Below are 25,974 nucleotides of genomic sequence, written 5' to 3' on the forward strand. Positions count from 1 at the left end.
TCTTTTATTATATTTACGAAATCAAATGAAGATGAAATATGAAAGAAGAAGATAGAGTACACGTATTGGAAACGGTGGAAGAAAATCATCAGGGGAGAAACGCACAGCGTATCCGTATTTATTTAGGTATTAAGCAGGAAGTGCTTGCCCAGGAATTAGGGATGAACCAGCCCCAAATTTCAGCCATAGAACGGGAAGCGGTCATAGAGCCAGAAATATTGGAGCGGATAGCTTTTGCATTAGGCGTTACGCCTGACCTGATTAAGAAATTCGATGTGGAAAGGGCTATTTACAATATTAATAGCTACAAGGATGTTAACGGCTCTACATTTAATAGTGGTAATACAGGTACAGTGAATGCTACACAAATTAACAACCCTTTGGAAAAAGTGGTGGAGTTATATGAACGCCTGTTGCAAAGTGAGCGAGAGAAACTGGAATTATTTATAAACCATAAAAATCAATCGTAAATAAATTATGGAAAGAGAAAAAGACACCGTGTATTCGGAAGGCAAAAACCACATGGGTATAAAAATAGGTAGCGCAAGACGATTAGTCGGTATTACCCAAAAAGATCTGGCAGACCTTATGGGCGTTAGCAAGCAAGCGATATCTAAATTGGAACAAACCGAGAACGTGGATGATGAACGCCTGGGAAAAGTTGCCATTGCCCTTGGAGTAAGCGTTGAGGGATTAAAGAAATTTGATGTAGGGCAAGTACTCTATTATACCAATAACTTTTATGAAAATTGTGGGGTAACAGCGGGTAATGGAGGTATGGTTGCAACAGGAAGAATTGAAAATAATCACCAACACCAATTTTCTGTAGAACAGGCTACCAAGCTGTTTGAAGAATTATTGCGGATGGAACGAGAACATTATCGGAAAGCGAAGGCTAAAGATTAAGGCCTTAAATCGATGATAAATAAAGAGACGCAAGAGCAGTTTGCCCACACTTTCAGTCCGCTAATGAAACAGATTGGATTTGAGGGGGCTGGCCTCAAGTACGCTATGGAAACCCAATCCTTTGTTTTTGTCTTTGAACTGGAAGTAAGTAAGTATAAACAGATTAAATTGTTCTTTGGCATACAGCCAACAGCAGTTCTAAAAATGGGTGATTATGAAACTGACAATATAGAAAATATTGCTCCGCAAAGTTGTGAACTGACCTTGCAACTTGTACGTTCTCTAAAAAAGCCTTACTGGCATATTGGCGTCGATAAAGAGGAAAATGAAAAAGAGGCTCTCGATATATTTTCATTCATCCAGAAGAATGTTCTGCCTATTATGGCAAAATACGTAACAAAACCAGATCTGCTTAGTAAAATTGAACCATCGGATCTTCGAGACAAAAATATAATGCATCAAAAACTATACGGTATGCACCCTATAGGAATGCTGAGCCGTACTGCATGGATGCTGGCAATGTATCATGAAAACAAACGCCCAGTCAGTGCCAAAGCATTTGCCCGATATGGTTTGGAAAACTTGGATGCACCAACTATCAATAACACCCCAGAAGCAAAAAAAATGTTGGATGAGGATTTAGTGTTTGGTAATGTTTTTGGAAGCGATCCAGAAGATGATACCTTTTTTGGGATACCTGACCTGAAGCGGATTGATGGAAAGTGAAAGGGGTTTTTCGGATAGCCCCAGTCCGACTTGGATTTTCTAAAAAGGTGCATCCTAATCTTACAGCGTACCACAAGTTGCACAATTTGGTTCTCCGGTAAGTTTACCCGTTATATCAAATTCATATTTGCAACATTCATAAAAATCATTTTTCAAAATATCCTTTGCTCTTTTTATCCTTGCCTTAACGTTGGGAAGGGTTATGCCTAATAGTGTTGCTGCTTTACTCTGTTTCAGTCCTTTGATATATACAATTTCAATTACCTCCCTGTAAGGGACGGGTAAGTTATTTATGAATTTATTAAAACAGCATATGTTCTGATATTGAGTATTTTCAGTTTCCTCACTGTTACTGAGCTCTTCTTTAAACACATTTTCCTGATTGTAAAAATTTACTATCTCATTTCTTGCAATTTGAAACAGCCAGGCTTTCACTTTATCATCCTGCCGTATGGTCGAAATATTTTTATGAACCTTAAAAAAGGTATTTTGAAGGATATCATCTGCTGAACTTGTATTGTTTACCCTTTTTAGGATAAAGAAATACAGTTCTTTACTAAACGTGTTCCATAGAAATTGTGTTTCCATAATCAAAAATAAGAAAGGTTAGTGTATAAACTAACCTTTCACGATTTTAGCAACAGTCACATTTGTCGCATTCGCATTTAGTACAAGTACAGTCCTTTTCTTCACAATTGCCACAGTTACATTTAGTGCAATCGCAATCAGTGCATTTACATTTGTCCATAAACTTAAATTTTAATGTTCGGTAAGTAGACCGGAGAAGTGTAAAAAGGATACAAAAAATTCTATTTTTTCATGTTTTATGAAATTTAGCTTTTAATGGCGCACTTAATTTTATTGAGCAACCGAGTGAACAGATCAAAGTTACCATTCATCTTCGGCGTCATCCAGTTCATAAGCGTTTTTAGCCTGGTTTGTGTAAAAATGTTTCTTGGGATCATTTTCCAGTGTCAAATATTCCTTTACACTGATATGCAATAACTCAGCAGCTTCTTCTGGTTCTATGCCTAATGCTAAGCGTAATTTCAAAATAAAGGGTGCTGCCATAAAGTAAAGTTTAGTTACCTAGCACAAAACCATCTATTAAAATTATTACCACGTTGTGATGACCATAATGCCCAATGTTATAATCGCAATTGTGCGGTAATGCTCTTATAATAAACTTTCAGCGCATCACGCTCATCTTTGCCAACATAACTATTATGAGCAACTAAACATCGTATCTTGTACAGTTCGTCCACCATGACATTCAACCAGTGTTCATTCTGTTTCGGGAAATACTTTCCGAAAATTGTCCAATTTCCAACAATTATTTTTCCCAACTCTATAAAATCGCAGTAAAAGAGATCACTGTTTCCACGTATGGGCAAATATTTACTTTCCTGCTCACTTTTCTTCAATTTGTCTATAGTATCCTGTACCTTTCTCGGTATGGTTACCGCTTCCGTCTTCATTATTTCCTCGATAAATATTCGCAGCGAATTTTCAATACAATACAGATAAAGGTAAACTTCCGACATTTCCCGTCCTTTTTGTTGTATATCTTGGGGCAAAAGGTTCAGATGACCAAAGTTTATATTTTGCTGTATTTCCTCTATACTGTCCAACAGGGAATTTTCATCAGAAATCAGCGGATAGAAGAGTTGATTGATATATTTTCTCCGTTCGGCATAACCTCCTTTGGCCTGCATCTCCCTCCTAAATTCCTGGAGTGTAACACATATTTTAAATTCTTTTGGCTCGTTGGCCTTAAACTTAGCAGATTGTTTCAGTTCGTTTTTTAGCCTTTTATATTCTGCTTCGTTTTCACTGGTTATCGTAACATCGGTGGAGGCTCCTGTAAGCAGTATTTTTAAACGTTCAATGTTCTCTGTATAATTCATTCAAATTAATGTTTTATAGGTTATTCTTCAGTCGTATGTATTGTCTCTTCTTCCTCTTCGAGCATAAAATCAAGAAACAATAGCTCAGCCTTTGCAGCTTCATTTTCAAATTGCAGATCCCAACGTTCTTCCATAAATTCCAGCAGCTTGTTGCCTCTATGGAGGATAGCATCAGCATTCCAAACAGCGTAGCCTGAAACTTCAATTTCAGAATGTGAACCATCAGCATAACCTTGTCTTATTTTCTCTTTCTTCTCGTTATACTTAGCACTTTTCTTGTCATCAAAGCAGTCATTTTGCAAACTGGAATTAATACTCTGCGAGAGTGGCAGGAGATTTCCTAATGTTCCTTGAAAAAAGGGTAGCTGTGATTTTTTATAGCCCTTAAAATTGGATTTCCAACCCGTGTGTGTTGGCGTTTGAGGATAAATGTGCTCAATGGAAACTTTGTCTTTTTCGCTCCTTACAAAAAGCTTCCAGTCAATTTTTTGACTGCCTCTTCGTCTTACCTTTTCCATTTCATATTCATACAAGAAGTAGCGAAGTCCATTCCAATAATAAAAGCCACCGCCACTTTTAAATTTCTTGTCGATGAATTTTTGGAAGTAGGTATAATCGAAATAAGTTTCGGTGGAATTTTCTGGTGTATAAAAACAGTAATTCATTCGATCATTCAAACGCTGGATAATATTGTCAATTGTCAATTCGCCATTTCGCAACTGTCTCGCCGCCCGATAAAACTCACTGTTTCTATACGTAGAGAAAGCCCGGCTAAGCCGGAATGTGATAAATATAAAGCGCTCGATTGCTTTAAATAATTGAACTCGCATATCCGAATTAACATCCTTGTTCAAGAAAGCTACCGTTACAAGCGGGCGGAAATAGATAATACCAATTCTGTTCAATCGGTCTATCCATAGGCTTTCCTGTGCAGTCAAGTCTGGATTGTTGACCGGATTATGGGTGTTGTACCAGTGAACGGCAGCAGCTTTTAAACTGTTCACATAGTCTTCGATTTCTTTGGGAGAGAGTTGCGAACGTAATACTGTGGTTTCTTCTTCTCCATTTGTCTCAACTTCTTCCTGATCGGTATCTTCATCTTCCCTGACTTCTTCAAAATCTTGTAAAGAACTAACCTTTACTTCTGTTTTTGCATAAATATTTTGCGGTGTAAATTTCTGCTCCAACAAAAACCTGATATAATCATCGCCTTTTTCTCTTGTGTATTGAAAATACATTATCCAATGAGCAACTAAAAAATCATCATCGTTGAGTGGATTTTGTTTATTTCGTCCCAGTTGGTAATAGACTTCCTTCCAGGCATCGTTGATTTTCTCACGCAAAGAAATCCGCTCATCATTTTTGAGTTCCTTCTCATCGTATAAGGTCGTTAAATAGATTAGGCGATTTTTAAGAAGCTCTAAATTTGATAGTTTTTTGCCGCGGTTATTCATGGTCTCAAATGCAACAAATACATCGAAGTCATCACTTATTTCATAGACATTGAACATTAGGTTCTGCGTGACTTTCTTGAATAAGACCTCGATTTCATTTAATCCGTATTTGTCAAGGTAATTTTGCAGATTTTCTTTGAAAAAGCGTTTTGCATTTTCAAGGTTGAGTGTATAGAAGGTTTCCTGGATTGTTCCGCTATTGGGTTCCATAAAAATCCTATGCCTTAGAAATTTGAAGCTTGGGTTATCAACCTCATAACCAAACTTGTAGGTTGTAATGATCAACTGCGGCGGTCTTTCTATGACCAAATACTCTTCCTTAATCGCCTTCAGGCTAAAAGAGCCCAGATAAATATCTTCATCTTTCTTATCCTTATTTTCCGCAACAAGCCTCAATTGTTCCGAAATAGCCTGAATAAATATGACAAACGTGGTTAGTCTTTGTTGTCCATCAACAATATGAAAAGGCTTGAAGGCTCTGTCTTCAATGAGCCACCGTTCATCATTCCAGTTAGACCAGGTATTCTTGTCCACTTTTTTTAATGAGAGTAGTCCCGTGTAGTGAAACCTATCGGCTGGGAGATTGACCAAATCTTCCCAAAAATCTTTGAGTTGACGTGTAGTCCAGGCGTACCCACGCTGGTAATCGGGAATTTTAAATAATCTGTCTTTAAAAATGCTCTTCAGAGGTTCTAATTCATTCATTATCTAATATCTGTCGCTTAAAAATGTTTGGTTTGATAACTAACAAAAATACAAATTAAATCCCTCATTACTAAGTTTATTGCGTCAAATACTGCCTCTAACCGCCAAACACTACCACCTCTTAAATGCCAGGGTCTTCCTGCTTTAATTTTAGACTTCAAGTAGCATTCTAAAATCAAATAATTGTATGGATACACAGCAAAAAAACCTTTCTTATTTCAGGTTACGACTGAAGGAATTACTAAACAGTAGCTTTCCCGAAAAAGCAAACGATCAAAAATTTATAACGCAACGATCATCGTGGGCTGCCAATGCCTACGATGGAGCTTTCCGATCGGGAAACGCTATAGCGCAATGCGATGAAATTGCCAATTATATCCTTTTCGAGGGATTGTACTTCTCCAAATTCGATACGGTTTTTCAGATCGTATGCAATGAGTTTGATACCATCATGGCCGATGAAGAGCTGCGGCCCTTCGCCCTGAAAATGCTTCCTGTTTGTGGGCCTGTTTTCGCAAGATATGAGCTAACCGATGATTTCGCTTATGGCCCGGAGTACGAGCTGCTCTATACCGAAATAACAGGAACCATCGCAATATGGATAGAGGAAAATGGGCTTCAGTAAAAAGCTACATCTCCAACAGAATATCGATGCCCTGCGAATTGCTTTTAAACTGGAAAAGGAGAAACGGCAAGCCTCCGTAGGGGAAAGACTGCCAATGATGCAATACAGCGGATTTGGCGGCCTTAAATTCGTACTGAACCCTATTGCCAGCGCAATAGATATTAATAATTGGAGAAAGACAGAACACGAGCTTTTCCCGATTACACAGGAACTTCACCAACTGCTCAAAGAAAATTCCCAAGACGATAAGCAGTACCGGAGATATGTAGATAGTATGAAAAGCTCTGTGCTAACTGCTTTTTATACACCTCCGGAGGTAATAGATGCAATTTCTGCTGCTTTTAGAGATAGCGGCCTGCACATCCGCAAATTCCTCGAACCTTCGGCGGGTATCGGTTCATTTATACAATCTTTTTCAGCGAACACAAAAGCAGATGTTACTGCTTACGAAAAGGATCTGCTCACCGGCAAGATTTTAAAGCAGCTATATCCCGAAAGCAATATTCGTATAGGAGGTTTTGAGGAAATTTCCGAAAGGGAACAAAACAGCTATGATGTCATAGCCAGCAATATTCCGTTTGGCGACACCTCCGTATTCGACCTTACCTATTCCAGAAGCAAGGACAGTGCGAAAGTACAGGCAGCCCGAAGCATACACAATTACTTTTTTCTGAAAGGTGCTGATATGCTCCGTGAGGGCGGTTTGTTAGCTTACATCACTTCACAGGGTATTCTGAACAGCCCAAAGAACGAACCGATACGCAGGGCTTTGAAGCAACAAAATAACCTGGTTTCAGTTGTTCGATTACCTAATAATCTGTTTACTGATTATGCCGGGACAGAGGTTGGCAGTGACCTGATTGTCCTGCAAAAGAATACGGCTAAACAAGGCCTGAACGAAACGGAAGAACTATTTTGCCAAAGTAGGCAGACCGAATACAATACGCCTGGCAATGCACTGTTTTCAGACAATACACGGATTGTACATACAGACCGCAAACTGGATACAGACCCTTATGGACAGCCAGCGCTTATCTATTTCCATAAAGATGGTACCAGCGGAATTGCCAAGGACCTCAAACAGATGCTTAATGAAGATTTTGGAAAGCACCTTAACTTGAATTTGTACGTAAGCGAACGGAACGAAGAGCCGGTGATACAAATTCCTATTGAACCAAAGGTTACACCGCCGGTCATTGAACCCGTAAACATCCAAAAGGAAATACCATCTCTGTCTGCACCGGCAGCTCATCGTGAAAGTCCACCGGAACTTAAACAACTGAGCATTTTCGACCTTTTTGAAACTACGGACGAACCGGTAGCAGTTCTTGCTCCGCCCAAACGGACCACATCAATCAAAAGGCAAAGCACCAACAAAAGAAGAGGTGCAATAGGTCGCCAGCCTGACCTTTTCAGTAGTGCAATGCAGCAACCATACACAGCTTCCATTACCAATAAAGCAGCTAATGGAACGCCATCTGACGATGGCAAAAAGCAGGAAACTATCGGAGATTTGTTTTCAGGTGTAAACGGAAGCAGCCAGCCTGTTAAAGCAGCTATTCCCGAAGTTGCCCCGTATAGTGGCGAACTGCAATCGTTCCATCGTAATGATTGCCTTGCCATGGATAAAGGTTGGGTCGGTCACCTGCAAGAAGTGGATACCGCAGAAGGAAACGCCATATTTCATCCCTTGCAACTACCCAGCTTGCAAAGAGCAAGAGCTGAAGCATATATCGAAGTCCGTGATGTGTACCAGCACCTTTACACTAACGAGGCACAGTATCAGGTCGAACAAAAGGAAGAAAGGCAAAACCTGAACCGCCTTTATGATGCTTTTGTCAAAAGGTATGGCAACCTTAACAATGCAGATAATATTAAGCTCATTAAAACAGATAGTTCGGGTAAGGAAATGCCTTACCTGGAACGTGTAGTCGGTGGCGTTGTACACAAAGCGGATATCTTTAGCCGACCTGTAAGCTTTTCGACAGTAACCATAGCAACTGACAATCCTGAAGAAGCCTTAGCAGCCACGCTCAATAAATATGGAAGTGTGGATTTGGCGTATATGTCCGAAATCAGCGGTATGAACGCTGACGCCCTGAAAGAAGCCTTACATGGCCGCATTTATTACAATCCTTTGCAAAAGGGATACGAAATAGCCGAACGCTGGACTGCGGGGAACGTTGTAGAGAAAGCTGAAGAGGTACGCAGCTATATTGAAAATAATCCTGAAGATACCGAAGCCAAAACAAGCCTCAACGTTCTGGAAGAAGCCCGACCAAGGCGGATCGAATTTGAAGAACTGGATTTTAACCTTGGCGAACGCTGGATACCCACAGGTATTTATGCCCGTTTTGCTTCCCACCTGTTCGATGCAGATGTTAATGTTCATTACTCGGAAAGCTCCGACGATTTTTCCGTAAAGTGTCATCAGGGTAATATGCACATTTGGGAAAAATATGCCGTTAAATCCGAAAGCCGGACGTTTGACGGGATAGCCCTGCTCAAACATGCATTGGTCAATACCACGCCAGACATTACCAAGAAAATGAGGGTTGGCGATCAGGAAGTAAAAGTGAGAGATATGGAAGCCATACAAATGGCTAACACGAAGATAGACGAAATACGCACCGCCTTTACCGATTGGCTACATGCGCAAAACGACCAATTTAAAAGCAGGCTGACCGATCAATACAACGACACGTTCAACTGCTTCGTTCGGCCGAACTACGATGGCAACCATCAGGACTTTCCAGGCTTAGATCGTAAGGCTTTGGGTATTGAAGACCTGTATTCAAGCCAAAAGGATACGGTTTGGATGATAAAGCTGAACAACGGTGCTATCTGCGACCACGAAGTAGGTGCAGGCAAGACATTGGTGATGTGCACTGCCGCACAGGAAATGAAACGTTTGGGACTTGCCCACAAGCCAATGATTATTGGACTGAAAAGCAACGTTCACGAAATTGCCGAAGCCTATCGTACCGCTTATCCACACGCCAAGATCCTGTTTCCGGGCAAAGAAGATTTTACGCCCCAAAAGCGCCTGAGGATTTTTGGGGACATTAAAAATAATGATTGGGACTGTGTGATATTGACACACGACCAATTCGGGATGATACCGCAATCGCCCGAAATACAAAAGGAAATCCTCGAAATAGAGCTGGACAGTGTAGAGCGTAATTTAGATGCCTTGCAATCCCAAGGCAAGGAAGTGACCAGGGGAATGCTGGCGGGAGTAATCAAACGGAAAGAAAACCTAGAGGTGAAACTTAAAACCCTTGAACACGATATCGAAAACCGCAAAGATGACGTCGTAGATTTTAAAATGATGGGTATAGACCACTTGTTTGTGGATGAAAGTCACCAATTTAAAAACCTGATGTTCAATACCCGTCACACACGGGTAGCAGGATTGGGAAACATAGACGGCAGCCTTAAAGCCATGAACCTGCTATTCGCCATCCGTACCATTCAGGACCGTACCAATGCGGACATGGGCGCAACCTTTCTTTCGGGTACTACCATTAGCAACTCCCTGACCGAACTATACCTGCTTTTCAAATACCTGCGGCCAAGGGCAATGGAAAAACAGGGTATCCATTCTTTTGATGCATGGGCGGCTATCTATGCTCGGAAAACAACCGATTATGAATTTTCGGTGGCTAATAACATAGTGGCGAAAGAGCGCTTTCGCTATTTCATCAAAGTGCCGGAATTGGCCCAATTCTACTCAGAAATCACGGACTACCGCACAGCAAAAGATATTGGCATTGATCGCCCGGTTAAGAACGAAGTGCTGTATAACATACCGCCTACACCAGATCAGGAAGTCTTTATCAAAAAACTGATGGACTTTGCCAAAACAGGCAATGCGGAACTTCTTGGGAGAGCACCTCTATCACAAAGCGAAGAAAAAGCAAAGATGCTTATAGCTACGGATTATGCCCGCAAGATGTCGCTTGATATGCGGATGGTAAGCGGCAGGTATGATGACCATCCCGATAATAAGGCCTCGCACTGTGCGGCAAACATCGCTAAATATTATAACCAGTATAATACCCAAAAAGGAACACAGTTCGTTTTCTCTGATCTCGGTACTTACAAGCCTGGCGAATGGAACGTGTATTCGGAAATCAAACGCAAGCTGGTAGAGGATCATGGCATACCCGCACATGAAGTCCGGTTTATACAGGAAGCTAAAAGTGATAAGCAACGCAAAGAACTGATTAAAGGGATGAATGAGGGTAAGATCCGTGTGTTGTTCGGTTCTACAAGTATGTTGGGTACAGGCGTTAATGCCCAGAAAAGAGCCGTTGCCATACATCATCTCGATACACCGTGGCGGCCGAGCGATCTTGCACAACGTGATGGGCGAGCCATCCGTAAAGGCAATGAAATAGCTAAATTCTTTGCCGATAACCAGGTAGATGTGATTATCTACGCTGTCGAAAAGTCTTTGGATAGCTACAAATTCAACCTGCTGTACAACAAGCAGCTTTTTATCGATCAGTTAAAGACCAACAATTTGGGCAAGCGAACTATTGATGAAGGCAGTATGGACGAAAAATCAGGAATGAACTTTTCTGAATATGTGGCTATCCTGTCGGGAAATACAGACCTGCTGGATAAAGCCAAGCTGGAAAAACAGATTGCCGGACTGGAAAGTGAAAAGCAGGCATTTAACCGTTCCAAATTCAGTGCGAAATATAAACTGCAGGACTATACGGAAATGCTGGAAAGTACGCAATCCCGACTGCATCGAATGAGCCTTGATTGGGATAATTTACAAGGGCGCTTACAAAAACGTGAGGATGGCACTGTTGCAAACCCTGTTTTACTGGAAGGATTACCGCCGAATGCCGATATGAAGCAAATCGGTGCCAAGCTTAATCAACTTGCGGACAAAGCCCGTACCGGAGGGCAGTATGAAGAAATAGGAAGTCTGTACGGATTTACCTTATTGGTCAAAACCGAAATCTCCGAAAAAGAGGGCGTGGACATTCACGTAAACCGATTTTTGGTACAGGGCGAGGGCAATATCAAATACACTTACAACAACGGCATAATGGCCAAAGAACCTGAAACTGCATCCATGAATTTTTTAAGGGCGCTTGAAAAACTACCTGGCTATGTAAAGCAGGAACAGGAGAAAATTGCCGAAATAAAAAAGGATTTGCCTATTCTCCAGGAAGTAGTAGATGGTACATGGTCCAAGGAAAACAGATTAGGCGAACTTAAAACGGAACTGGCTGCTGTGGAAAGAAAAATCCAGCTATCTATCATGCCTGAGCCTAAGGAAGAACCCGTGGAAGCGCAAGAGGAAAAGCAAAAGGAAGCTTCATCTGTTTCAGAGGATATTTTAAGAACAAAAGGTGTCCATTTGCCAAAAGGTGTACTATAAAATAGATTGTTAAATTCTTTCCTAATAATCTTTAAAAAAATAACCGTTCACATAAAATGTCACAGTAATTTTTTTTAAATAATTTAAATGCTTATGTTTGATAATGAGAGCGTTAATGAACGGGGATTAAATCAGGTTTGATTTTTCCCCGTTATTTTCACTCGGATATATAAATGTCTCCAGCAAAATGGTATATGTCAATAGCAACAATGTATAACTATTGTTTAACCCAGTCTAACTGCAAATGCTTAATATCGAAAGTCTTTCCCAATTTAAAGCTATCCCCATAGAGGAAATCAAAACCGGTGATTTTGTTGTCAATTTAGGTGAAGTTGTAGAAATTGATAAATTTCCTAATCACATTGATCTTATAATTCTTAGATTAAATGAGAAATACGTCATAAAATTCAGCCTTGAAACATTAATTGTAATAAAATGATTTTTAGGGGCGATAGTCAAACTAACTAGCTTGAGTTTTAACAATGAACAAAATGAACAGATGATCCTACAATATTTTGGCTATCAATGTCATTATGCATTACCACTATTAAATAACCAGTGCGAATTTAACGTAGCTATTAATTCCGTTAATTTTATTTTGTTTGCTGTCTGTTTCAACGAAGTATCATAATGTTATTTAAGATTTGTAATATTCAGCTTGCCCTCGATGTAAACAGGTATCAAGGCATTGATAGATATCTTCGCAAGTTTAGGGTAGTGTGAAGTAGAAAAACGATGGTTAGCTTCAAGGTAAATGGCATTTAGCTTTGCAATAATATTAGATTTCTGGAATCCGAAAATCGAAATTGTCTATTATTCTTCTTAAACCCTTCACTTAAAATATATTCCTTTAATTCTGACAGACATTCGAGAATTAGATATATAGCAGCCTCAATCCATTGTATGGAGCAATCCACCTCAACCTCCAATTCGCTAATATCTAGTTCCAGTTTAGAGTGTATTTTTTTTGTAGAATTTTCCATTGATTTGTATGCTTCGAAAATGTCTTCCACACCTAAAAACTCGGTATTCAGTTGTGCAGATGTTAATACATGATTGTTTAATTTTGAAAATAGAGAACTGTTTTTTTTAGAATAGCCCCCTGTTATATGGCAACGTATTTTATAAATGATTATTTATTCATCATTTCTTCTTTTAGGTTATCGCCCTCGTTACCTCGAAAGAAACGACGCTTGAAGTAGAGGCTTAAATGTACAAGACCAATCAGAACGGGGACTTCTACCAGTGGACCGATTGCCGTAGCAAAGGCAACGGGAGAAGCGATACCGAAAACAGATATGCCAACAGCAATAGCAAGTTCAAAATTATTACCGGAAGCCGTAAACGCCAATGTGGCACTTCTACGATAGTCAATGCCCATACGTTGAGTTAAAAAAAAGCTGACCAAAAACATAATTAAGAAATATGCCGACATCGGTATAGCAATCCAAAGTACATCAAATGGCTGCTTTAGCATTCGTTCCCCCTGAAGACTGAACATCACGAAAATCGTAAAGATGAGGGCTATAACTGCAAGGGGTGCAATTTTAGGCAGATAGATATTCTCGTACCATTCTGCCCCTTTTGCCCTGATAAGGAAATATCTTCCAAGAATGCCAAGTGCAAAAGGAATACCTAAATAAATCAGCACACTATGGAAAAGTTCCATAAATTTTACTTCGACTATCGTACCCTCCATACCGAAATATGTCGGCAGAACCGAAATAAAAATCCAGGCGTACAAACCGAAAGTAATTATCTGAAATATACTGTTGAGCGCAACAAAAGCAGCACCGTATTCGCTGCTGCCTCCTGCGAGCCTGTTCCATATCAAAACCATAGCCACACATCGGGCAATCCCGACAAGTAAAAGACCTGCCATATATGGCGCCCACCGGGCATCCTGTCCGATAAAATTAGGTGCTATGTAAGCGAAAAATCCGATGGCAAGCCCGAACATAATAAGCGGACCAATGACCCAGTTCAGCAAGAGCGAAAGCCCCAATGCTTTTATGTCCTTGAAAACTTTTGGAAGCAGCCCGAAACGTACCTCTGCTAAAGGCGGGTACATCATCAGAATTAGCCCGAAAGCAAGGAGTAAATTGGTATGCCCGCCTACGGTAAAGGCATCATTAATTTTTTCTACGGAGCCTTGAAAAAAATGGCTTACGCCTGCTCCGGTTATCATTGCGAGAAAAATCCATACGGTCAGGTATCTATCTAATATTGAAATGTCCTCTGATACTTTTTTTGTTTCACAATTTGAAGTTGTGCATCCTTTTTCAATCATCTTAAAAACTAAATATCTTTTATATTATCTTACTAATTGTTCATTTTAGGTTGTTTTAAATACAGGTTCTATTTAAAATCCAAGTTCTGCGGTTATAAATTCTTTCACGCCGTTTGCGCCTGTTAATTCAAGCCACGCTTCTTTTTTATCGCCACCTATGGACATTGCAAATGTGAAAAAGTCGCAACATTCCCTTTCCGTTTTTATAAACTCCGTGAGTTCGTCCAAAATCTCGTCCGTTCCTTTAAACTTAAAGGCGTAGCCGTTCTGAAGCTCCTTTTTCTCCAATATTTGTTGCTTCAAACTGGCAATAACCGTTTCTTTTCTTTTTTGAAGTTCGGGGCTTGTTAGCTTGCAGGACATTTGGTCTGATTTATTTTTTGCGGTGCAATCGTCGCTGCAAACACTTCCGTTCTGTTTTTTCATAGCTGTACTTTTTGATTGGTTTTGCGAATAGCTACAAATTGCGAGCATAGAAAACATCGCTGTTAATATTACCGTTCTGATTGGGTTATCTGTTGTCATTATATTATATGTTATTGTTTATCTTTGCAAAGATAAACTATGGAGTATAGTCCACGGTCAAGTAAAAAAAGAGAAAAATTATATAAAACATGTTAATAGGCGAATTATCAGAACGTTGCGGGCTATCCAAAGACACCATCCGCTTCTACGAAAAACAGGGGTTAATCACGGTTGATAGAAAAGAAAGAAGAAATAATAATTACAAAGAATATTCAGAAGAAACGTTCCAACGGCTGATGTCCATAAAATGGATTAAGAATATGGGCTTCACATTAACGGAAGTATCTGACGTGCTTGATATGATAGATGCCAATGAAGCAACCTGTCAGAATATTGCAGATAAAATTCAGGATAAAGTGAGCCGGATTGATGATAAAATCAAAGAGTTGCTCAAAGTCCGTTCAATGCTGTTGAATGGTTTAAAAACTTGTTGCAGCCCAACCAGTACCAAAATTGCAAATGAAAACTGCTGTCCAATAATTGTACCGCAGGGTTAAGGATTGCTCACACAGACCTGTGGATAGTGTAAGCAATTCCGTAATAAACACACAAGCCGGATAAACCATTTTATTTTAAATTCTGCAATCCGAAAGAAGCCAGTTTATCAGCGATAGGCAGGGTCTTTAAACCCAATTCCGTCAAACAGTATTCAACCCGTGGTGGAATTTCGGGATATGCTTTTTTCGACACCAATTTGTTTTCAACTAAGGAGTTTAATTCTTGGATGAGCATCTTTTCACTAATATCAGGAATGCACCGTTTGAGTTCCCCGTATCTCAACACCCTGTCATTTATTTGGAATAATATTAGTAACGTCCATTTGCCGCCCAGCAACGCCAGTGATTTTCTGACAGGACAATTTTCGTCTGACTGCTTAATAATTTTTTGACTTTTTTCCATCTGATAATCAATATTTCTAACCATTAGGTAGGTACATTACCAATAGGTGTGTACTTATACAAAGGTAAGAATTGCAATAATTTTGTACAATAATCATTTAAAAAAGAGAATATTATGGCAGCTAAAGAAGTAATAATGGCTTATGTAGAAGCCTTGGGAAAAGGCGATGTGCCAACCGCATTTTCATATTTCAGCGAAGAAGTCCAATGGCATCAGCCTGGGAACAATCAGTTTTCAGGATTGAAAAAAGGGGCTGACGAAATCGGTAAGATGATAAGCAGTATGATGGAAGTTTCCAAAGGGACTTTCGCCCTGACACCGAACGGCAATTTAATGGGTAACGGTAATTTGGTAGCAATGCCATTGCGTTTCAGCGGAACGATTGACGACCGTAAAATGGATATGTCGGGTATTGACTTGTTTCAGGTTGAAGCGGGAAAAATTACCGAGATATGGTTGTTCTCTGAAGACCAGGAAGCTGAAGATACTTTTTGGGGCAAATAACATTTAGCCTTATACCTGTATTAAACAACAAGAGCATTCATTACGAATGCTCTTGTTGTGTTTACAAACCTGTGCTTTGATTACAAAAACAGTAGCCTATTTATTGAAGGTTTGCTGTTGTATGTTTTTTCGATTTTTCCAATTGAAAAATACGATGATAACCAGTACAAGCACCTGCGCCGAAATAGTTTGTACATTAGGGTAGATACCCAACAAATCTATCTGAGGCATATTTTCAATAGGTGTAATCGGAATATAACCTGCTTCCTGAAATGCCATAACGCCTTTACCTGCTAAAACAACTGCTAATACACCTACCATATAAGATGCAATCTTGAAGAATTTACCGATTGGCAGTTTTTTAGTGTATTTAAGGAAAACAAAAGTGATGATGGCTACAATCACAACCGAGGTTAATAACGCCCAATTAATAGCAGAGCCTGCCACATCAGGATTGTTCAGCTTAAGTGAAGACAGGAACAGCACCACTTCAAATGCTTCCCTGAAAACAACCACGAAAGAGAAAATAAACAGACCAATCCAGTTTCCCGTTTCAGAAATACGGTCGATTTTAGTTTTTACAAAGTGTGTCCATTTTGACATTTCCGAATGGGAGTGCAACCATATACCTGCAAACAGCAACACCAACACGGCGAGGATAGCACCTGTGCCCTCCATCAATTCCCTTGAAGCACCGCTTAGGTTTATCAGTTTATCTACAAAGAACCAACTTGCAAGACCAATCAGAACAGCTAAGACCCAACCCGAATGTACGGCTACGAATGCCCTTTTAAGCTGCATAGGTCTTAATATGCTTAGGATAATCAGGATGATTAACAAGGCTTCCAATGCTTCCCGTATCAGAATGGATAAAGCAGAGCCATAGATAAATGCAAAAGAATAATCCTTTTCTGCCAAATGTGTTTTTGCCGATGTTATATCTTCTTTCAGCGTATTGTAATATCGCTCCGCATCTGCTTTGTCACTATTTTGAAGTGCTTTTCTATACGCAATCATATCCCGCTCAATATCCCTTACCAATGTCGGCGAAGATGCACTAAGTAGATTTTCGACCAGTTCTATGCCCTCCAGATAAGAAGTCAAAGCATATTTTTCGGCTTGCTTATTATCCCCATTCTTGAAAGTATCATAAGAAAGGTTCAGGTTTTCGATTGCCACATCTAACGGGTTCGGTCTTTCAGGCTCATAATGGCGTACCTGCCCAACAGTGATTTTATTGGAAGATGATTTGTCTAAGAAGTTTTGTAGTTCTTTATCGTTCCACTTACTGATACTGTCCAAATGCAAACGGTTGGGGAATGCGATTTTCCCATCTGCTTTATCGTGTTTAAGCGATAAGATATAAAAGGACAAATCCCAAATTTCATCTTCTGAAAGATGGTCGTAAGATACCATTCCCGTCCTCTCAATTCCCAATTTTATCACGTTGTATGCTTGCAGTGGAGATAATTCAGCTTCGTGAAAATTGGTCGGCTTGGGGTCAAGCCCTTTCCCTGCAATACCGTCGCCCAGCCCTTTATTTCCGTGACACGATACACAGTTTGCCTGAAACAGAACTGCACCGTTTTTTAATGAGGGGTAACGGTTCGGCGTAATCTTTAAAATTCCTAAGTCTAAAATTTTGTTTTTGGCGTTGATGGCAATCTTTGATATTTCCTCACTATCCTTTTTTTGGGATATGGATTGTTGCAACACATTTAACGAACCTTGAAGTTCATTAAAGCGTTTATCACTGATAACAGATGACAGTTCTTTTTGCAGGGCGATACACTTTTCTGCAAAATCAGTCATTTCAGCAAATTCAACTTCGTTGATGATTTTTCCGTCTTCGACCGCTACCGGATAATCTTTGGAAACGTAATCTAATAGGTTCACTAATGTTCGTAAATCTTTATCTTTATCTACGGTCTGCGAAAAAACGCTTGCCGACCATAAGAAAAAGAAAAGAAAGTAAATGCCAATTTTCCTCATATATTTATTTAATATAAATTCATTAAACCCGCAAAGATAAACGTTGGAGTATAGGCAACGGTCAAGTAAAAAGTGAAAAAAATAAGCGAGCCTAATAAAATGTCTTATTTATTTGTACACATGTCTGTTACATTGATTCTGATTATTTCTGATGATCAAGGTTACTATGATGTTTTGCGATAGCGAACGCCGTTATTCAAATGAAATCCCGCAAATGGCTACTATTGCTAAATTCTTCAGTTGTTTACTGAGTCAATATGGTTAATCTTGCTGTACCAAATGCTGCAAATCAGGATCATTTTTTATCCGGTCTATTTCACTCACAACAATATGCAGGATGTCTGACTTTATACGTTTGTAATTGCTTTCAATTTCCTCTTTCATTTGATCTTTTCCCTGCTCATTTACAAAAGAAAGGATTTGTGGTATCTGCTGGTAAGCTTTGGTTTCAGCGGCTACCCTTTCATTGTCCACTACAATTTCTGCATGAAAAATCTTTTGCTCGATACGTTCATCAAAGTTGTCTGATACAGAACCCACAAACATACCTTGTGTCAAGGTTGATATTTTGGATGCGGGTATCAGGCTATCTAATTGTGTGGAGATAGATGTTGATTTATCATTTCTATTGATGGTCATACTCTGACGTTTCTGTAACACTTTTCCAAAGCGTTCCGAAAGGCTCTTTGCGGTTTCTCCTACAACCTGACCACTGAATACATTACCGACAGTATTCTGAATTACCTTGCTTTCCTTGTCGCCGTAGTCCCTTGTTAATTGCGAAAAATCCTGAAATCCTAAACATACTGCTACTTTGTTTGATCTGGCAGTTGCGATCAGGTTGTCCAGTCCTCTGAAGTAAATCGTAGGCAGCTCATCTATGATAACAGAACTCTTTAACTGTCCCTTTTTATTAATCAGTTTTACGATCCGTGAATTGTATAAACCCAAAGCTGCGGAGTAAATATTTTGACGATCAGGATTATTGCCAACGCATAAAATTTTTGGTTCTTTGGGGTTATTAATGTCCAGCGTAAAATCATCACCTGTCATCACCCAATAGAGTTGCGGGCTGATCATCCTCGATAAAGGAATTTTTGCCGATGCAATCTGACCTTGCAGTTGATCTTGTGCGCCACCTTGCCACGCATCCATAAATGGCGATAGGTAATTTTCCAAATCAGGGTACGAGGTAAGAATCGTGAATACATCCGAATACTTTTTATTCAGTAATTCGATGGCGTGTGGGAATGTGCAGTACTTTCCATTCTCATAAATTTTCAAATACCAGATTATAGCAGCCAAAAGAATAATTGGGCTTTCCACGAAAAAATCGCCCTGCTTCTGTATCCACGACCTGTTGAGGTTCAGCATTATCGTGTAGGCCGCTTCGTAAGCATCTGAAATGTCCGTCATAAAGTCGGGATTGAGTGGATTGCACCGATGGCTTCCGCGAGGGTCGTCAAAATTGATGACGTAGAATTTGGGCTGCACTTTGTACTTGTCCCGGTGTTTCAGTAAGTGATTGTAGGCGATGGTAGAAAGGTCGTCGAATTTAAAATCGTATATATACATACTAAAGCCCTTTTCTATCTGTTGCTTGATGTAATTATTTACGATAGCATATGATTTTCCGGAACCTGGAGTGCCGAGTACAATAGATGCCCTGAAAGGATTTACAATGTTTATCCAACCGTTGTTCCATTTGCCTTTGTAGTAAAACTTGGTGGGCAGATTGACGGAATACTCATTTTCCATCAGCTTGGTTTCCTGTTGAAAGCTTTCGTTTTCATTATTGAAAACATCGTCCATAAGATTGGTGCGGAGCAAGCGGCTCATCCATACCCCAGCCATAAGCAAAACGATATAACCTAACGAAATAGTAAGGATATATAGGAATGTACCTGTTGCGGGAGATAGTTTTAACAATGGTGTGTTCAGGAAAAACAGCACAAAACCAACGCCTAAAGCCGCGTAAATTTTTGACCATGTTATTTTTTCATTCTTTACGCCCTTTGTACCTAAACAACTCAAAGCTAACAACACCAGAGCAAATGCTTTGGTATAAAGGGTATGTGAAAACAAACCAGCAGTTCTGTCAAAATTCCCTAATATTTTGTTGATTACTTCCAACGTCCAGCCACGCTCTAAAAAGAAACCGTAGCAGAACCAATAAAGGTGCATCAGTACCAAAAGAATACTCACTGCCCGCATAAAAGCCATTATCTTGGCCAACCCTCTTAAATCATCTTCCCCTTGCATTATTTTAGTTTTAATGTTCGGGCGTGAATTTAAACGCTATAAGGGGTGGCTATAGGAATGTGGCAGCCAGTGGCATCGAGTGGCAGTATTTGGCGGGAAGACTATAATTTTCAGATTGATTTTAGGAATTACCTTCAGCTCCTCTCACCAGAAGTTTGTCGCAGACTTTGCTGCTCAGCATCTCATTTTGTCTTTTATCATAGGAAACCGACATTGTTCCATCGAATGGTTCTATGGACTCAATAAACAAAACAGTACCTAGTACAAGTTCCTTGCTGTTCAGGAATTTCAGCAAATCTTCGGAAGAATGGGAAACTGCCATAAATTCGACCTTATCTCCTTTCTTATGGTCGCTTAACCTCAGATAGTGTTCGGTTGTGATCTTTCCGTTTATGTCCGGTATCGGTGATCCGTGAGGGTCAACATTCGGATGCCCAAGTAATTCATCCATTTTCTCGAAAAATGCCGATGACCGGATATGTTCGATCTGTTCGGCAATAAGATGAACCTCTTCCCATCCAAAGCCCATCTTTTCCACCAGGAACATTTCGGTAAGCCGGTGCTTCCTGATTATCAGGGCGGCTTCCTTTTTTCCTTTCGCAGAAAGCTTGACTGGCTTGTAGCTTTCATAAATGACCAGCTCTTTCTCGGTAAGGCGTTTCATCATGCTATTAGCTGTAGGTATCTTAACTTCCAATTGCTTACTCAGCTCCGATATATTCACTTCACCTTTGTCAATGGATAAGACAAATAAAGCTTTCAGGTAATTTTCTTCAGTTTCCGAAATCATATAACAAATCTACAAATTATTAGACCGCTCTAACATTTTAAACAAACTTTATTTGTTAGCTTAGTCTAACTTATTATTTTTGTAAGACTAATTTATATTTTAAGGTAGTCTTTTAATGTTTTTTAGCATTGACTTATTAGGTGTTTCCAGATGGATAATGAACCAAATTGAAAAGTAATGAATAGAACAAGTAGCAAATGAGAAAATCACAAATTATAATCGGGGGAATTATAGCCCTGATAGTCGGAATACAGGCCTGCGAAAAGTTTGAGCCCGGATTGCCTTTGGAAGACAGCTTGCTGGACGGTCCGATTGAGGGGCTTAGTCTTTCGGAAATGCAACGCTTCAATGATGGCGACAGAACCTTTAATAATGAAGTATTTACCGTTGAAAAGGGGCTCGGTCCTTTGTTTGTTTCAAACAGTTGCGTGAGCTGCCATGCAGGAGACGGTAAGGGAAACCCATTCAGCACATTGACACGTTTTGGTCAGGTAGACGAAACGGGTAACCAGTTTTTGCATCTGGGCGGTCCACAGTTACAGAACAGAGCTATCCCAGGCTATCAACCGGAAGTTTTACCTATGGGAGCTACCTTTTCGAGGTTTACGCCCCCAGCAGTTACAGGACTGGGGCTTCTTGAATTTGTTCCTGATGATGTACTGCTCCAAATGGCTGATCCAAATGATTTGGATGGGGACGGCATCTCCGGCAGGGTAAACTGGATAAATATTCCATCTTATATCAAGCCCCGTAGCGGAAGCATTTCTCAGAATGGCAGGTATATCGGGCGGTTCGGTAAGAAGGCCAGTGTTTATGATCTTCTTCAACAGACGGTAGACGCGTTCGCACAGGATATGGGGATATCTACGCTCTACCATCCCATAGATGTGTATTCCGGGCAGAATGCAGATCCTGAAATTTCTACCCAGCGAGTGAACAACGTAGGTTTTTATTTACAAACCTTGAAGGCACCCATCCCCCGTAATCAGACCGATTCGGAGGTAATAAAGGGAAAGGCCCTTTTTACGCAGGTGAATTGCAGCAGTTGCCACCAACCCAAACTAACTACGGGCAATGCCCCGATTTCGGCACTTGCATTCAAGGATTTTTATCCCTATACCGATCTGTTGCTGCATGATATGGGTCCGGGCCTGGATGACGGATACACCGAAGGTATTGCAAAGACCAATGAATGGAGGACACCGCCATTATGGGGGCTGGGTCTATCCCCTAATTCACAGGGCGGAAAGTATTTCCTGATGCACGATGGCAGGGCAACCAGCATTGAACAGGCAATAGAGCTGCACGGAGGAGAAGCGGCAGCTTCCCGTCAGCAGTACAACAAACTGTCTCCAACAGATAAAGCCGCGATTATCAAATTCCTCAAATCATTATAATATGGACAGAAAGCAATTTATCAAAAAATGTGGCTTTGCCTGCCTCAGTACAGGTCTGGCACTTGTACTGTTGGAAGGATGTGCTACGGGGAAGTCCATATCAGGTAAGATTATGGGCTCCGATCTTTCCGTTCCGTTGAGTAGTTTCCTTTCAGGTAAGGGCGGACAGGAAACCTACAGAAAATACATTATTGTGGAACACGGCCAACTAAGATACCCAATATATGTATTCCGTTTTTCAGAAAGCGAATACAGTGCAGTGCTAATGCAATGCACTCATCAGGGCGCAGAATTACAGGCTTTCGGCGATATACTGCAATGTCCTGCACATGGCAGTGAATTCAACAACAAAGGGCAGGTACAAAATGGGCCAGCCCGGGAGAGCTTGCGCTCCTTTTCTGTAAATATCGTTAACGACCAACTCAAAATATCACTTAAACATGCATAAAAAATACTACGTTACACTTTTAATCAGTGTCAGTCTGTTTGTACCAGCGCTGGTACACGCTCAGATTGATTCTACCCTGTTCAGGAGAGCGGAAAACAAGGATTCCCTGAACAATACGATGAATATGGATGCGATATATAATAGACCAATGCTTTCAGCAGGCAAACTGCCCGTTGCTTTGGGTGGATATATGGAGGCCAACTGGCAACATATTGGCCAGGACGGGGTAAGCCAGGGAAACCAGTTCCAATTCAGGAGGTTCACCATTTTTATGGCATCCACGATCAGCAAGCGCATCAAGTTCATGAGCGAGCTTGAATTTGAGAATGGTACTAAGGAGATCAACATCGAATTTGCGGCATTGGACATGGAGTTTCATCCTTTGCTGAACTTGCGTGGGGGGATTATCCTTAGTCCGATCGGTGCATTCAATCAAAACCATGACGGGCCTAAGTGGGAGTTTACAGACCGTCCAATTTCAGCGACACAGCTTTTGCCTTCCACCTGGAGCAACGCCGGATTCGGATTGTATGGTAAACATTACGATGACGACTGGATGTTCGGTTATGAAGCTTATGTTTCGGGAGGATTTGATCAATCCATCATTAACAATGAACAGGGCAAAACGTACCTGGCTGCGACAAAATCCAACACCGACCGTTTCGAGTTAAGTCTCACCGGGCAACCACTCTTTTCAGGAAAACTGGCAGCAAGAAATAACAGGATAGGTGAAATTGGCATTTCTTACATGGGTGGTATTTACAACAGGTACATTGACAATGGCAACGTTATCGACGAAAAACGGACATTGAGTGTATATGCAGTTGATTTTAACACGAAGATTCCGCACATAAAGACTTTTATTACCGGTGAATGGGCATGGATTAAACTAATGGTTCCGGAAAGTTATACTCAACAATATGGTGAGCGGCAACAAGGCGGATTTGTCGATATCGTCCAACCTGTTTTACAACGAAAAATATTGGGATGGCCAAAAGCATCCCTAAGCCTTGCCTGCCGTTTGGAATATGTGGATTGGAATGTGGGGAAGCTTAGGGAAACTGGCGATAATATTGGTGAAGATCTGTGGAGTGTGGTGGGAGGATTGAGCTTCCGTCCAAATTCTGAAACCGTATTGCGATTGAACTACAGGCACCAGCGTAGCCGTGACTTCTTTGCGAATCCTCCGGTATTGCTCGGTGGTTTTAGTTTTGGTATCTCAACCTATTTTTAATTCAGCATCCGTCTTAATATACCAGTGTATTTAATCTGCTTATCCAGAATTTCTGCGGCGTTTTCTTTTCTTTTTCATTTGGTTAGCAAAATCCTGTTCCTCGTAATCTTCGCCTTGAGCTTCGGGAAGCAATCCGCCCAACGCTTCGATCAAACCATCTTCATGTTTGTCAGTATTTAAGAAATTGAACAGATGGTGTGGGGCTTCCTCGGGAAGATCTGCATCATCTGATGTGGGTGTTTTTGACTGTCGTATGTCTGGTTCTTTTTTCTCCGATTGACGACTACTATTCCAATAATCGTTAAAAGCGTTGGCAGAAAGTTCTGTTGCCAAACGTGAACCATTCCATACAGCTTTTGAGTTGTGGTCTATAAATGTCATTCCGTATATTCGGCCCGTATCATTTCTTCTTACCACGACATTAATACCTTGTTCTGCCAAATGCTTTTTAAAGCTCAATTCATCAGTTGTAGATTGCAGGGCAATGCTAACGGCGGATTTTAAGGTCTGTTTGGTGGGGCTGGTTTTCAAAGCCGTTTTGCATTTCGCAAAATGCAGTTCCAAAGCCGAAAGCCCTGCGCTCTTCCCGAATAATGAAGCCTTAAACGGATGCCCGGCTCTTTCACCATTTTCATTCAATGGAATGTACAATAAGCCCTGCTGCATTTTCCCTTGCAATTCGCCCTCTATTTTCTCGGCGGTAATATTGAACAGGGAAAGCAGGGCATTATATTCTCCCAATGTTTGATATTGGTAATAGTTTGGCAGGTGACGAACGACTGAAGCGATTTGGCTCTTAACATCGCCTGCCCGATAATCAACCGGACGGAAAACCTGATCAGTCTGATTACGCTCTTTGTCGGTGGCGGGTATCAACCCGTGTTGTTTTTCCAGTTCACGGCATACATTCATCGACCGCATTTTCTCGAATTTGTCCGAGATCTTTTTTCCCTGCTCATCCACGCAAACCGATACAATGTGTATATGGCTGCGGCTGGTATCGGTATGTTTGAACACCACAAAAGGCTGTTCGCCGTAACCCATTTCCCGCATATACTGTTCTGCCATTTCCCGATATTTTTCATTGCTTACCTTATCATTCGGGTCGGGATTGAGCGAAATATGCAGCGTATGTTTCTCGGTATTGCGGTTGGCTATTAGGTAAGGCGCAAAAGATTGGGCTAATTGTGCTACGGAATAATGCCCGTTAGCGGTTTCAATCATCTTACTGGCAAACAAAATTTGTCCGTTTTCATGCTCCACTTTGAGTTGATTGTATGCCAATGCCCCATATAAATTTCCGCTTCTACCGATTTTTGCTATCATTTCTAAGCTTGTTTTTTCAGGTGTTTTGCTTCAAATTCTTCGGTAAGTTGAATGATTTTTTGGCATAGCATCGCCATTTCAGCCGTCTGTTTTTCCAGTTTGTACAGGAATGCAGCCGCTTTTTTCTCGGTAAAATGCTTATACAGCAGCTTTACAATCTGGTTATAGTTTACACCAACGGAGCGAAATTGGCTATGAAACGAAGTCAATCGCATATAAAAATCAACCGTTCCTTTGTCAATTTTTACTGATTTCATTTCCTTACCGAACAACAAGCCGATGATAAATTTTGCTTTATTGGTCATTCCCGATGCATCAAAAAGCGATAAAAGTTTCGTGTTTTCTTCGTCTGTAAGACGGAAAACGTGGCGGTGGATGCTTGGGTCTGTTTTGGGTGTCCGTCCACCCTTATTCTGTTTTTTGTTTCTGTTCTCGTTCATCACAAATCCATTTTAAAATCCATACAAAACCCTGACTTCGGAAGGTGTTTTCTGCCCCCTGCAAAGGGCAAGTTGTTTTGAGGCACTAACTCGGTTTCGAGTGCCTCAAAACACAACTTGCCGTGTTCCGGTGAACACA

The 25,974-nt window shown here is 40.6% G+C and carries 22 protein-coding genes; 10 read left to right on the top strand and 12 right to left on the bottom strand.

What is annotated here, in order from left to right:
* The first annotated feature begins 38 nt into the window (after window positions 1–38).
* From BM192_RS03420 to BM192_RS03430, 3 genes are read left to right on the top strand one after another with little or no spacing between them, the layout of a single operon-like run.
* Complete coding sequence (locus BM192_RS03420) at window positions 39–470, top strand: helix-turn-helix domain-containing protein (RefSeq protein ID WP_037440279.1); 432 nt, start codon at window positions 39–41, stop codon at window positions 468–470.
* A gap of 7 nt (window positions 471–477) precedes the next feature.
* Complete coding sequence (locus BM192_RS03425) at window positions 478–906, top strand: helix-turn-helix domain-containing protein (RefSeq protein WP_037440281.1); 429 nt, start codon at window positions 478–480, stop codon at window positions 904–906.
* A gap of 12 nt (window positions 907–918) precedes the next feature.
* Window positions 919–1,632, top strand: coding sequence for a hypothetical protein (locus BM192_RS03430; protein WP_074963887.1), 714 nt, complete (start codon window positions 919–921; stop codon window positions 1,630–1,632).
* A 60-nt stretch (window positions 1,633–1,692) separates the two neighbouring features.
* Here BM192_RS03430 and BM192_RS03435 read toward each other — a convergent pair whose 3' ends face one another.
* The 4 genes from BM192_RS03435 to BM192_RS03450 form a co-directional block, all read right to left on the bottom strand.
* Window positions 1,693–2,220, bottom strand: coding sequence for a sigma-70 family RNA polymerase sigma factor (locus BM192_RS03435; protein WP_037440285.1), 528 nt, complete (start codon window positions 2,218–2,220; stop codon window positions 1,693–1,695).
* Window positions 2,221–2,520: 300 nt separating this feature from the next.
* Window positions 2,521–2,703: a hypothetical protein gene (locus tag BM192_RS03440; protein WP_037440287.1), complete on the bottom strand. Its 183-nt coding sequence runs from the start codon at window positions 2,701–2,703 to the stop codon at window positions 2,521–2,523.
* Window positions 2,704–2,780: 77 nt separating this feature from the next.
* The gene (locus BM192_RS03445) at window positions 2,781–3,539 is read right to left on the bottom strand and encodes a Swt1 family HEPN domain-containing protein (protein ID WP_037440289.1); all 759 of its coding nucleotides are present in this window, start codon (window positions 3,537–3,539) and stop codon (window positions 2,781–2,783) included.
* 20 nt (window positions 3,540–3,559) lie between these two features.
* Window positions 3,560–5,698 (bottom strand): DUF262 domain-containing protein, encoded by a 2,139-nt coding sequence (locus tag BM192_RS03450; protein ID WP_037440291.1) that lies wholly within the window; start codon window positions 5,696–5,698, stop codon window positions 3,560–3,562.
* Window positions 5,699–5,885: 187 nt separating this feature from the next.
* Here BM192_RS03450 and BM192_RS03455 point away from each other — a divergent pair, with 187 nt between their 5' ends.
* Together BM192_RS03455 and BM192_RS03460 are read left to right on the top strand one after the other, a co-directional pair.
* Window positions 5,886–6,323: a DUF1896 domain-containing protein gene (locus tag BM192_RS03455; protein ID WP_037440293.1), complete on the top strand. Its 438-nt coding sequence runs from the start codon at window positions 5,886–5,888 to the stop codon at window positions 6,321–6,323.
* On the top strand, window positions 6,310–11,727 hold the full coding sequence (locus BM192_RS03460; protein WP_037440295.1) for an N-6 DNA methylase: 5,418 nt from the start codon (window positions 6,310–6,312) through the stop codon (window positions 11,725–11,727). Before BM192_RS03455 ends, BM192_RS03460 begins: the two co-directional genes overlap by 14 nt.
* A gap of 1,132 nt (window positions 11,728–12,859) precedes the next feature.
* Here BM192_RS03460 and arsB read toward each other — a convergent pair.
* Window positions 12,860–14,017 (bottom strand): ACR3 family arsenite efflux transporter, encoded by a 1,158-nt coding sequence (gene arsB / locus BM192_RS03475; protein ID WP_051759836.1) that lies wholly within the window; start codon window positions 14,015–14,017, stop codon window positions 12,860–12,862.
* Between the two features lie 72 nt (window positions 14,018–14,089).
* Window positions 14,090–14,443, bottom strand: coding sequence for a hypothetical protein (locus BM192_RS03480; protein ID WP_139218397.1), 354 nt, complete (start codon window positions 14,441–14,443; stop codon window positions 14,090–14,092).
* A gap of 188 nt (window positions 14,444–14,631) precedes the next feature.
* Between BM192_RS03480 and BM192_RS03485 the strand changes: the two genes are divergently transcribed.
* Window positions 14,632–15,039, top strand: a complete 408-nt coding sequence (locus BM192_RS03485) for a MerR family transcriptional regulator (protein ID WP_037440304.1) — start codon at window positions 14,632–14,634, stop codon at window positions 15,037–15,039.
* Between the two features lie 70 nt (window positions 15,040–15,109).
* Here BM192_RS03485 and BM192_RS03490 read toward each other — a convergent pair whose 3' ends face one another.
* Window positions 15,110–15,442 (bottom strand): winged helix-turn-helix transcriptional regulator, encoded by a 333-nt coding sequence (locus BM192_RS03490; RefSeq protein WP_037440440.1) that lies wholly within the window; start codon window positions 15,440–15,442, stop codon window positions 15,110–15,112.
* 114 nt (window positions 15,443–15,556) lie between these two features.
* Between BM192_RS03490 and BM192_RS03495 the strand changes: the two genes are divergently transcribed.
* Window positions 15,557–15,946, top strand: coding sequence for a nuclear transport factor 2 family protein (locus BM192_RS03495; protein ID WP_037440305.1), 390 nt, complete (start codon window positions 15,557–15,559; stop codon window positions 15,944–15,946).
* 96 nt (window positions 15,947–16,042) lie between these two features.
* Here the strand turns inward: BM192_RS03495 and BM192_RS03500 are convergent, their stop codons facing one another.
* The 3 genes from BM192_RS03500 to BM192_RS03510 form a co-directional block, all read right to left on the bottom strand.
* A complete protein-coding gene (locus BM192_RS03500; protein WP_037440307.1) occupies window positions 16,043–17,938 on the bottom strand; it encodes a cytochrome c/FTR1 family iron permease in 1,896 nt (631 codons plus the stop codon).
* A gap of 261 nt (window positions 17,939–18,199) precedes the next feature.
* Entirely contained in the window at window positions 18,200–20,200 is a 2,001-nt protein-coding gene (mobC, locus tag BM192_RS03505; protein WP_037440309.1) for a conjugal transfer protein MobC, read from the bottom strand.
* A gap of 121 nt (window positions 20,201–20,321) precedes the next feature.
* Window positions 20,322–20,990 (bottom strand): metal-dependent transcriptional regulator, encoded by a 669-nt coding sequence (locus tag BM192_RS03510; protein ID WP_037440311.1) that lies wholly within the window; start codon window positions 20,988–20,990, stop codon window positions 20,322–20,324.
* Between the two features lie 197 nt (window positions 20,991–21,187).
* On the opposite strand from BM192_RS03510, the gene BM192_RS03515 reads away from it, so the two are divergent.
* Genes BM192_RS03515 through BM192_RS03525 form a run of 3 tightly spaced genes read left to right on the top strand, consistent with a single transcriptional unit; the run spans window position 21,188 to window position 24,069 of the window.
* Entirely contained in the window at window positions 21,188–22,387 is a 1,200-nt protein-coding gene (locus BM192_RS03515; RefSeq protein WP_051759837.1) for a di-heme oxidoredictase family protein, read from the top strand.
* 1 nt (window position 22,388) lies between these two features.
* On the top strand, window positions 22,389–22,835 hold the full coding sequence (locus BM192_RS03520; protein ID WP_051759843.1) for a QcrA and Rieske domain-containing protein: 447 nt from the start codon (window positions 22,389–22,391) through the stop codon (window positions 22,833–22,835).
* Window positions 22,828–24,069 carry a hypothetical protein gene (locus BM192_RS03525; protein ID WP_037440313.1) on the top strand — a complete coding sequence of 414 codons (1,242 nt, stop codon included), beginning with the start codon at window positions 22,828–22,830 and terminating at the stop codon, window positions 24,067–24,069. Before BM192_RS03520 ends, BM192_RS03525 begins: the two co-directional genes overlap by 8 nt.
* 39 nt (window positions 24,070–24,108) lie before the next feature.
* On the opposite strand, the gene mobB is transcribed toward BM192_RS03525, so the two are convergent.
* On the bottom strand, window positions 24,109–25,395 hold the full coding sequence (mobB, locus tag BM192_RS03530; protein ID WP_037440315.1) for a conjugal transfer protein MobB: 1,287 nt from the start codon (window positions 25,393–25,395) through the stop codon (window positions 24,109–24,111).
* Between the two features lie 2 nt (window positions 25,396–25,397).
* Window positions 25,398–25,835 carry a conjugal transfer protein MobA gene (gene mobA / locus BM192_RS03535; protein ID WP_037440317.1) on the bottom strand — a complete coding sequence of 146 codons (438 nt, stop codon included), beginning with the start codon at window positions 25,833–25,835 and terminating at the stop codon, window positions 25,398–25,400.
* Window positions 25,836–25,974: the final 139 nt, after the last annotated feature.

It is taken from the genome of Pedobacter antarcticus (assembly GCF_900112985.1).
Classification (GTDB): domain Bacteria; phylum Bacteroidota; class Bacteroidia; order Sphingobacteriales; family Sphingobacteriaceae; genus Pedobacter; species Pedobacter antarcticus.

What these genes read in the sequence shown, in the direction of transcription:
- BM192_RS03450 (WP_037440291.1), bottom strand. Translation starts at nt 5,698, where the DNA reads ATGAATGAATTAGAACCTCTGAAGAGCATTTTTAAAGACAGATTATTT.
- BM192_RS03510 (WP_037440311.1), bottom strand. Translation starts at nt 20,990, where the DNA reads ATGATTTCGGAAACTGAAGAAAATTACCTGAAAGCTTTATTTGTCTTA.
- mobA (WP_037440317.1), bottom strand. Translation starts at nt 25,835, where the DNA reads ATGAACGAGAACAGAAACAAAAAACAGAATAAGGGTGGACGGACACCC.
- BM192_RS03460 (WP_037440295.1), top strand. Translation starts at nt 6,310, where the DNA reads ATGGGCTTCAGTAAAAAGCTACATCTCCAACAGAATATCGATGCCCTG.
- BM192_RS03525 (WP_037440313.1), top strand. Translation starts at nt 22,828, where the DNA reads ATGCATAAAAAATACTACGTTACACTTTTAATCAGTGTCAGTCTGTTT.
- BM192_RS03425 (WP_037440281.1), top strand. Translation starts at nt 478, where the DNA reads ATGGAAAGAGAAAAAGACACCGTGTATTCGGAAGGCAAAAACCACATG.
- BM192_RS03480 (WP_139218397.1), bottom strand. Translation starts at nt 14,443, where the DNA reads ATGAAAAAACAGAACGGAAGTGTTTGCAGCGACGATTGCACCGCAAAA.
- BM192_RS03420 (WP_037440279.1), top strand. Translation starts at nt 39, where the DNA reads ATGAAAGAAGAAGATAGAGTACACGTATTGGAAACGGTGGAAGAAAAT.
- BM192_RS03490 (WP_037440440.1), bottom strand. Translation starts at nt 15,442, where the DNA reads ATGGAAAAAAGTCAAAAAATTATTAAGCAGTCAGACGAAAATTGTCCT.
- BM192_RS03430 (WP_074963887.1), top strand. Translation starts at nt 919, where the DNA reads ATGATAAATAAAGAGACGCAAGAGCAGTTTGCCCACACTTTCAGTCCG.
- BM192_RS03515 (WP_051759837.1), top strand. Translation starts at nt 21,188, where the DNA reads ATGAGAAAATCACAAATTATAATCGGGGGAATTATAGCCCTGATAGTC.
- BM192_RS03440 (WP_037440287.1), bottom strand. Translation starts at nt 2,703, where the DNA reads ATGGCAGCACCCTTTATTTTGAAATTACGCTTAGCATTAGGCATAGAA.
- mobC (WP_037440309.1), bottom strand. Translation starts at nt 20,200, where the DNA reads ATGCAAGGGGAAGATGATTTAAGAGGGTTGGCCAAGATAATGGCTTTT.
- BM192_RS03485 (WP_037440304.1), top strand. Translation starts at nt 14,632, where the DNA reads ATGTTAATAGGCGAATTATCAGAACGTTGCGGGCTATCCAAAGACACC.
- mobB (WP_037440315.1), bottom strand. Translation starts at nt 25,395, where the DNA reads ATGATAGCAAAAATCGGTAGAAGCGGAAATTTATATGGGGCATTGGCA.
- BM192_RS03520 (WP_051759843.1), top strand. Translation starts at nt 22,389, where the DNA reads ATGGACAGAAAGCAATTTATCAAAAAATGTGGCTTTGCCTGCCTCAGT.
- BM192_RS03500 (WP_037440307.1), bottom strand. Translation starts at nt 17,938, where the DNA reads ATGAGGAAAATTGGCATTTACTTTCTTTTCTTTTTCTTATGGTCGGCA.
- BM192_RS03435 (WP_037440285.1), bottom strand. Translation starts at nt 2,220, where the DNA reads ATGGAAACACAATTTCTATGGAACACGTTTAGTAAAGAACTGTATTTC.
- BM192_RS03495 (WP_037440305.1), top strand. Translation starts at nt 15,557, where the DNA reads ATGGCAGCTAAAGAAGTAATAATGGCTTATGTAGAAGCCTTGGGAAAA.
- BM192_RS03455 (WP_037440293.1), top strand. Translation starts at nt 5,886, where the DNA reads ATGGATACACAGCAAAAAAACCTTTCTTATTTCAGGTTACGACTGAAG.
- BM192_RS03445 (WP_037440289.1), bottom strand. Translation starts at nt 3,539, where the DNA reads ATGAATTATACAGAGAACATTGAACGTTTAAAAATACTGCTTACAGGA.
- arsB (WP_051759836.1), bottom strand. Translation starts at nt 14,017, where the DNA reads ATGATTGAAAAAGGATGCACAACTTCAAATTGTGAAACAAAAAAAGTA.